At 53.9% G+C, this 8,076-nt stretch carries 8 protein-coding genes; 7 read left to right on the top strand and 1 reads right to left on the bottom strand.

Features of this window, described 5'->3' with window-relative positions; all coding sequences use genetic code 11:
• The 6 genes from WC317_05830 to WC317_05805 form a co-directional block, all read left to right on the top strand.
• Positions 1-816: S1 RNA-binding domain-containing protein (locus tag WC317_05830; GenBank protein MFA5339644.1), on the top strand; the 816-nt coding region annotated here is incomplete at its 5' end.
• Positions 813-3,104 (top strand): DNA translocase FtsK, encoded by a 2,292-nt coding sequence (locus WC317_05825; protein MFA5339643.1) that lies wholly within the window; start codon positions 813-815, stop codon positions 3,102-3,104. The genes WC317_05830 and WC317_05825, both read left to right, overlap by 4 nt.
• Positions 3,080-3,829: a RodZ domain-containing protein gene (locus WC317_05820; protein ID MFA5339642.1), complete on the top strand. Its 750-nt coding sequence runs from the start codon at positions 3,080-3,082 to the stop codon at positions 3,827-3,829. Before WC317_05825 ends, WC317_05820 begins: the two co-directional genes overlap by 25 nt.
• Positions 3,830-3,840: 11 nt before the next feature.
• On the top strand, positions 3,841-5,190 hold the full coding sequence (gene rimO / locus WC317_05815) for a 30S ribosomal protein S12 methylthiotransferase RimO (GenBank protein ID MFA5339641.1): 1,350 nt from the start codon (positions 3,841-3,843) through the stop codon (positions 5,188-5,190).
• Positions 5,187-5,759: a CDP-diacylglycerol--glycerol-3-phosphate 3-phosphatidyltransferase gene (gene pgsA / locus WC317_05810; protein ID MFA5339640.1), complete on the top strand. Its 573-nt coding sequence runs from the start codon at positions 5,187-5,189 to the stop codon at positions 5,757-5,759. The genes rimO and pgsA overlap by 4 nt, the downstream gene beginning before the upstream one ends.
• On the top strand, positions 5,756-6,214 hold the full coding sequence (locus tag WC317_05805) for a phosphatidylglycerophosphatase A (protein MFA5339639.1): 459 nt from the start codon (positions 5,756-5,758) through the stop codon (positions 6,212-6,214). Before pgsA ends, WC317_05805 begins: the two co-directional genes overlap by 4 nt.
• Here WC317_05805 and thpR read toward each other — a convergent pair.
• Complete coding sequence (thpR, locus tag WC317_05800; protein ID MFA5339638.1) at positions 6,157-6,759, bottom strand: RNA 2',3'-cyclic phosphodiesterase; 603 nt, start codon at positions 6,757-6,759, stop codon at positions 6,157-6,159. The genes WC317_05805 and thpR overlap by 58 nt on opposite strands.
• Positions 6,760-6,818: 59 nt before the next feature.
• On the opposite strand from thpR, the gene WC317_05795 reads away from it, so the two are divergent.
• Entirely contained in the window at positions 6,819-8,075 is a 1,257-nt protein-coding gene (locus tag WC317_05795) for an extracellular solute-binding protein (protein ID MFA5339637.1), read from the top strand.
• Position 8,076: the final 1 nt, after the last annotated feature.

The raw sequence follows: 8,076 nt of genomic DNA, 5'->3' as shown, positions 1-8,076 counted from the left end.
ATAAAGGCACCTGTCAGCGGTATTGCCATCGGACTGGTCAAAGAGGGCAAGAGTTTCGTAATACTTACGGACATCGCAGGACTGGAAGACCATTTCGGCGATATGGATTTTAAGGTCACCGGCACGGAGAAGGGCGTTACCGCCGTACAAATGGACCTGAAAATAGACGGGATAGACCTCGAGATAGTGAAACAATCTCTCGAGCAGGCGAAAGAGGCGAGGATGATCATCCTTGAGAAGATAAAACAGGCGCTAGCCGGACCGAGAGCCGAGCTCTCGAAATACGCGCCGCGCATCGTCTCCTTTAAGATCAACCCTGACAAGATCAGGGATGTCATAGGGCCGGGAGGCAAGGTCATACGCAAGATAATAGAGGACACCGGCGTTACGATCGATATAGAGGATGACGGCACGGTGAACGTCGCATCAGCCGACGGTGAGGCCCTGCAGAAGGCGCTGGATATCATAAATAGCCTGACCCAGATGCCGGAAGTCGGCAAGATATATAACGGCAAGGTCAAGAGGATAATGCCTTTCGGCGCGTTCGTGGAGATACTGCCCGGGCAGGAAGGCCTCGTCCACGTCTCGGAGATGTCGGACCAATACGTCAAGAACGTCGAGGATGTCGTAAAACTCGGCGATGAATTCCCGGTCAAACTCATGGAGATAGACGACCAGAACAGGCTTAACCTCAGCAGGAAGCAGGCCATGCCGGGTTACGTCCCCGGGGAGGAAAAGCCCAGGGAACCCCGCGAGCCGAGGGAATCTAGAGGGCCCGGGGAAGGAAGAGGCGAAAGGAGATATCATAAGAAGTGAAGCAGGAGAGGAAAAACGAGATTTGGGGCGTTCTTCTCTTTGCCTTATCTGTCCTTGTCTTCGTCAGCCTTGTTAGCTATGACCCGAACGACCTCTGGTTTTTGACGTCTAATCCGAACGTATATACCCACAACTATGTCGGCATATTCGGTGCGTTAGTCGCGTTTGCGCTCTTCTCCCTGGTAGGGTTCAGCGCTTATATAGTACCCACGCTGACGCTGACATGGTCGCTCGGCAAATTTTTAAATAAGGTCCCGCAGAAGTTTTATTTCAAGCTGCTCGGGACCTTATTTCTTTTTATAGCTTGCAGCGCCTTATTGAGTCTCGCCTCTTCGCCCCAGAGCGACGCGGTCAAGGTCCATTGGGGCGGCCTGCTCGGCCTCTTCTCCTCTAACTTTTTCGTGAGGTATCTCGGCCCGGTAGGCGCGTGGGTGATGGTTATAGTCCTCGGCGCTTTATCGATCCTACTCGCGACTGAGCTGCTTATATTTCCCATCGTGGTGTCCCTCGCAAGCGCGGTATCGGAGCTTATCTCGATCGTCTTCAAGAAGAAACCGGGACAGGCGAAGGAGAAACGATTCGAGAAAGCCGAAGCCCAGTCGCCTTTAAGGAGAAGTTTTGAGCAGATAAAGGCGGAGATAGCCAAGGGCAAGGAGACGAAAGAGAAGGCGGCGGTCAACGAAGCGAAGGCCGCCAGGGAAGAACCCAAGGTCCTGCGAGAGCAGGGCAAGGTCCCCGCAGGGGAACGCACCACAATAATAGATATCAAGAAGATCATAAAGAAGGAGGAGTCGAAGCCTGCCCAGGTAAAAGTGGTTAAGCAGGTCGTAGGCAATTACAAACTGCCGGATATGAGCCTGCTTGATTCACCGCCGCCTCTGGAAGAGCGCAAGATAAGCGACGACCTGGACGCGAGCGCCAAGGTGCTCGAAGAGACCTTGGCGGATTTCGGCATTGAGGTAAAGATAACGGCCGTGGAGCGTGGGCCGGTCATCACGAGATATGAACTTGAGCCGGCGCCGGGCGTAAAGGTAACGAAGATAACGAGCCTCTCCGACGATATTGCCCTGGCTATGAAGGCGCAGAGCGTAAGGATAGTCGCGCCGATCCCGGGAAAGGCAAGGGTGGGCGTTGAGGTCCCGAATTCCTCGAGCTCTTTCGTATATCTGAAAGAGATACTTCAGTCGCCCGAGTTCCAGAACTCGAAATCAAAACTAACCCTGGCGCTCGGCAAGGATATAGCCGGGACGCCTGTCGTCGCAGACCTCGGCGAGATGCCGCATATGTTGATCGCCGGGACGACCGGTTCCGGCAAGACGGTCTGCGTCAACTCCATAATAAGCTCCATGCTCTTTAACGCCTCTCCCGACGAAGTGAAATTCCTGATGGTCGACCCGAAGATGGTCGAGCTGGCGATGTTCAACGGCTTGCCGCATCTATTGTGTCCGGTCGTGACCGACCATAAGAAGGTCTCCGGCGCCCTGAACTGGGTCGTCAGCGAGATGGATTCGCGCTACAGGCTCTTCGCGCGCCTGGCGGTAAGGAATATCGAGTTCTTCCACGAAAAATTAAGCAAGGGCGAATTCAAGGACCAAGAGGAAGTGCCGGAAGTCCTTCCTTATATAGTGGTGATAATCGATGAGCTGGCCGACCTCATGCTGGTCGCGCCGCAGGAGGTCGAGAACGCGATAACCAGGTTATCCCAGCTCTCCCGCGCGGTCGGTATACATATAATACTCGCGACGCAGAGGCCTTCGGTCGACGTCGTGACCGGCGTCATCAAAGCCAATTTTCCGGCAAGGATATCCTTCAAGGTCGCCTCTAAGGTCGACTCGCGGACCGTCCTCGACATGAACGGGGCGGATAAACTCCTCGGTAAAGGCGATATGCTCTTTATGCGCCCCGGCGACGCGAAGCCGACCCGCGCGCAGGCATGCCTTGTCAAGGACAGGGAGATAGAGAGGGTCATAAGTTTTATAAAGGAGCAGAGGAAGGCCGAATACGACGAAGAGATACAGAAAGAACAAGAAAAGAAATCCCACGGCAAGACATACGAGAAGGACGAGATGTACGAGGAAGCGGTAAGGATGGTGCTGGAGACCAAACAGGCTTCGGTCTCGATGCTCCAGCGCCGGCTCGGGCTCGGCTACACAAGGGCCGCGCGCCTCGTAGACACGATGGAAGCCGAAGGGATAGTCGGTCCTTATAACGGTTCGAAACCCCGTGATATACTGATAGATACCATGGAGGCGGTAAAAGCGAAATGGAATCAATCGGGTCGAGAATAAAGGCCGCGCGGGAATCAAAAGGGATATCGATCGATGAGGCGCAAAAAGAAACCCGCATAAGCGGGAGGATCTTAAGCGCCATCGAGGCGGACAGGGCGCAGGAATTGATATCAGGCCCGGTCTATATAAAGAGCTTTATCAAGAAATACGCCGATTACCTGGGGCTTGACGGCGCATCTCTGGCCGAGAGCTTCACCGGGGAGAAGCCCGCGTTCAAGGAGCAGATCTCTGTCCTCAATAAGGATGATAGATGGGGCAGGGCGCCCGCAGGAATAAAATTCCCCTTCAAAAAGATAATCTATGCCGCGATAGCCGTCCTGGTCATCTTCTTCGCCGTTAAATTGATAGGCATTGCAGGCTCAAAGACGATAGCGTTCTTCAAATCCAGGCCTAAGGCCGAAAATAAGGTTGTAGCGGCGGTAAAGCCGAAGCCGGCGGCTAAGCCGGCGCCGAAGGCCGCGGCAGCACCTGCCCTGCGGATACCGAAAGGCGAAAACCTTATGCTCTCGCTTAAGGCGCGCGCGGACGTATATTTGAAGTTAAGGGCCGACGGCAGCGTCGTATACGACGGCATCCTGAAGAAGGGATCGAGCGAGAGATGGGAGGCGAAGGAATCTTTCGAGGTCTCGGCCAGCAAGGGTGAGGCGCTGGCAGCGGATATGAACGGGACTCCCCTGGCCCCGCTGGGAAAAGGCGTGATAAAAGGCCTGAAATTACCCAAGTAGCGCTATCCTAAATGCCGACCAAGCCGACCAAGATATCACTTATCTCATTGGGCTGCGCGAGGAACCTGGTAGATTCCGAGATAATTTTAGGCACGCTTAAAGATTCCGGGTTCGCGGTAACGGCATCCTCACGCGGCGCTGATATAGCGATAGTCAATACCTGTTCTTTTATAGAAGACGCCAAAAAAGAATCTATCGAGACCATTCTCGATCTCATCGAACTCAAGAGCTCCGGAAAAATAAAGGGGATACTTGTCGCTGGCTGCCTTCCGCAAAGATACGGCAAGGCGCTGCAAAAGGAGATGGGCGAGATAGACGGTTTCATAGGCGTCGAGGGTTTCTCCAGGCTTCCCGAGATCATTAATGATATCATGGCCGGGAAGAGGATCTACAGCGTCACACGTAACCCCGTATACCTCTATGACTGGAAAACGCCCAGGCAGGCCCTTACCCCAAGGCATTTCGCCTACATAAAGATCTCCGAGGGCTGTTCGCATAAATGCTCCTTCTGTGTCATACCTAAGATACGCGGCAGGCACAGGAGCCGAGGCATGGGATCGATCGTCGCCGAGGCGCAGGACCTTATAGGCCGGGGTGTAAAAGAGATAAATCTGATAGGGCAGGATACCACCCTCTACGGCGTCGACCTTTACCGCCGGCCCGCGCTCGCGGAATTGCTCAAAAGGATCGCGCGGCTCAAAGGGGCGCGGTGGTTGCGGCTCATGTACGCGCACCCGGCACATTTAAATGACGGGTTGATCTCGGCCCTCGCCGGCGAGGAAAGGATATGCAAATATATCGACTTGCCTGTCCAGCATATCAGTGACAGGATACTGAACGCGATGAGGAGGGGGACGTCAAGCGCGTCTATCAGGGGCCTGCTCGCAAGATTGCGCGGGCGCGTCCCGGGGATAGCCATCCGTACCGCCGTCATCGCGGGTTTTCCGGGCGAGACGGATAAGGAATTCAACGAACTCCTCGATTTTGTTAAAGAGGCGAGATTTGAGCGGCTCGGTGCTTTTGTATATTCGGAGGAAGAGGGGACTCCGGCCGCGGGTTCGAAGGGCCGTATACCCGAAAAAGAAAAATTAGCGCGGCGGAACGAGTTGATGAAGGCGCAGCGCCGGGTCTCTTCGGATAATAACAAAAGATACATAGGCCGCAGGTTTGAGGTCCTTATCGACGAAAAAGAGGCCTCCGGCGGGAAGAGTTACCTGGGCCGGACATATATGGATGCCCCGGAGATCGACGGAGGGGTATACATAAACGGTCCCGGCATCAGGGTAGGGGATTTTGTGACCGCGAGGATAACGGGCGCTCTGGAATACGATCTGATCGGCGAGAAAGAACGGGCTAAATGAACCTTTCGAACAAACTAACTATCTCCAGGATATTCCTGGCTTTCGTCCTTATGTATTTCCTTTTTGCCAAATGGCAGGGCGCTAAATATTTCGCGTTCTTTACCTTCGCGGCCGCCTCCCTTACCGATTATTTCGACGGGTATTTTGCCCGCAAAGAAAATAAGATAACCGATTTCGGGAAATTGATGGACCCGATAGCCGACAAGATCCTCGTCCTGTCGGCTTTCCTGGCTTTCGTCGAGCTTGAGCTCATCCCGGCGTGGACGGTAGTGGTAATAATGGCAAGGGAAGTTACGGTCACCGGGTTGAGGATCGCCTCCCTTACAAGGGGGAAAGTCATCGAGGCGGAAGAGGCGGGGAAGCACAAGACCGTCTCGCAGATGATAGCCGTATCGATGATACTCATATTCTTGATGTTCAAGGACGCCGGAACTTCCCTCGCTTTCTGGAATGCCGATACGGAGAAGTGGCTCCTTAACCTGATATTCTTCGTTATGCTCATTACCGTCGCGCTTACGCTTACGTCCGGGATATCCTTTTTCATAAAGAACAGGAAGCTGTTCAATTGAAGACCGTCATCAGGCTTGTGAGCACATGTTTCTACGCGGGCTATATCCCAAAGATACCCGGCACGGCCGGTTCTGTGTGCGGCCTGCTGCTTTTCCTTCTTGTAAATTACAGCCTTCCGGTCACGTTCATAACCTTATCTGTATTGACGGCGGCGGCCCTTCTGGTTATAAGGAGCGCGGAGGAGCTCTTCGGTAAAAAGGATTCGAGGAGGATAGTAATCGACGAGGCAATAGGGATGATGATAGCGCTCCTGTTCATACCGATGAGGCCGGAGTTGATCGCCCTCGCCTTCGTATTATTCAGGGTATTCGACATAACGAAACCTTTCCCGATCAAACGGATAGAAAAGATAGAGAGCCCGTGGGGAGTGGTGCTGGATGATGCGGTTGCGGCTGTCTACGCGAACCTCTCGGTCCGGCTTATAGCCATTTTGGCCTTCAAAAGCGCGGTATAGACAGAGCCCTGCGGCGTCAGCCGGCTCATGAAGAGTGTAAGGTATTCCGCTTTTATTACCGGGCCCGCCTCAAACCCGACCGTTTCGACAAGCCCGCGCAGCTTATCGCCGTTCCTCCCGCTCCGGACCCTCCCAAGCGTTATGTGAGGATGGAATTTGTTCTTTAACATCTCTTCCCCGGCGATGCCTATGGCGCGTAATTTAGCCTCCAGGCCATCCGCGATCCGCGCCGATTCGGCGGCCCCCCGGTCCACGCCTGCCCATATGACCCTGGGATGGTCCAGGTCGGGGAATGCCCCGATACCCTTCATCGTGAGTTCAAATGCTTTGGAAGCGGAAGCAACGCCGGCAAGCTGGTTTTTTATCTCCTCCGTCTTATCCGGCCCTACGTCCCCGATGAACCGGAGTGAGAGGTGGATATTCTCCGGTTCGACCCACTTAACATCGGCGCCGGATCTTTTGAGCGTTGCCTGGACTGAGATGAGCTCATCGCGCGCCTGCGGAGGAAGCTCTATCGCTATGAAAACCCTTATAGTCTCACCCATTTGACTGAGATTATACATTACGCGTTGACTTTAATCAACCTGGTGGTATAATTTTAAATATGAAAAATCCCGTATCTCTCAAATTCTGGGTCATGCCCATAGGCGGCGTCGACACGGGCCCGATGATGGATAAAGAGATAGAAGAATTTGAGAGGACCCACCCCGGAATAAAGATAGACCTCTCGATAATCCCCTGGACCCAGGCGTGGAAAAGAATAATTTTCGCGGCCAAGACCAAGCAGCTGCCGGACATCTTCCAGATAGGGAATACCTGGACTAAGACCCTCGCATCCGTAGGCTCGTTGGCCAACCTTACTTCAGAGGCCTCGGAAGAGAGGCTGAAGAACAAATTCCACCCCGTCTCGTGGGCTACCTGTGAGGACGAAACGACAAGGCTGATACACGCCCTCCCGTGGGGCGCCGAGACCAGGATGCTCTTCTATAGGAAAGATATATTCAAGAAGTTCAATCTTTCGGCCGGCGATATCTCCACATGGGAACTTTTCGAAAAGACATGCTCGGTCCTCAAGGGGTATGACCACGGCAACGGGCCTATCGGGGTCCTCGGCGTCTCTGACATAAAAGACCAGGGGCTTGTCCATGATACCGTCCCCTGGATATGGTCGTCAGGAGGGGATTACCTCTCAAAAGACGGCCTCGCCGCGGCCTTTGACAAGGAAGAGGCCCTGAGGGGGATAAAGTTCTACTTCGACCTGATGAACAGGGATTACGCGCCGGTCCGGGAAAGAAAAGTCCCGGCATATCCGGGGCATGATTTTTTTATCACCGGAAAATACGCCATGTGCATAGCCGGCGCGTTCGTCGCCGCAGATTACATCCCCGGTTTCTTCGGAACGCCCTCAAATCGCGCGTCGCCGGAGATAATCGATAAGTTCGGAGTGGCTTTTCTTCCCTCCGGCCCGGCCGGACGTTTCAGTTTCGCGGGAGGAAGCAACCTGGCGATATCGAACTATTCGGCGAATAAACACGAGGCCTGGCTCTTCATGAAATTCCTTACCTCGAACGAATCGCAGGTCAACCTGTATAAGTCTATAGGCACACTGCCCGCGGGCATCGAGCCCTTCTCCGAGATCTTCCGCGGGGAGACCGATCAGGAGAAGGTCCTGAAGCAGACTTACAGCGAATACGGCAGGAGCTACAGGCAGATAGATTTCTGGGGCGGGGTCGAATTCATAATAACCGAGTTTTTCGGGAACATCATCGACGCTATAAAAACCCGGAAGTATAACGAAAAGTACCTGGCATCCGAGGCGCGCAAATACGCCGCCCAGGTAAATTATATCTTATCATTATAGG

It is taken from the genome of Candidatus Omnitrophota bacterium, assembly GCA_041653595.1.
Taxonomy (GTDB): domain Bacteria; phylum Omnitrophota; class Gorgyraeia; order Pluralincolimonadales; family Pluralincolimonadaceae; genus Pluralincolimonas.
Note: the sequence above shows the minus strand (reverse complement) of the source record. Positions and strands in the feature narration are given on the sequence as shown.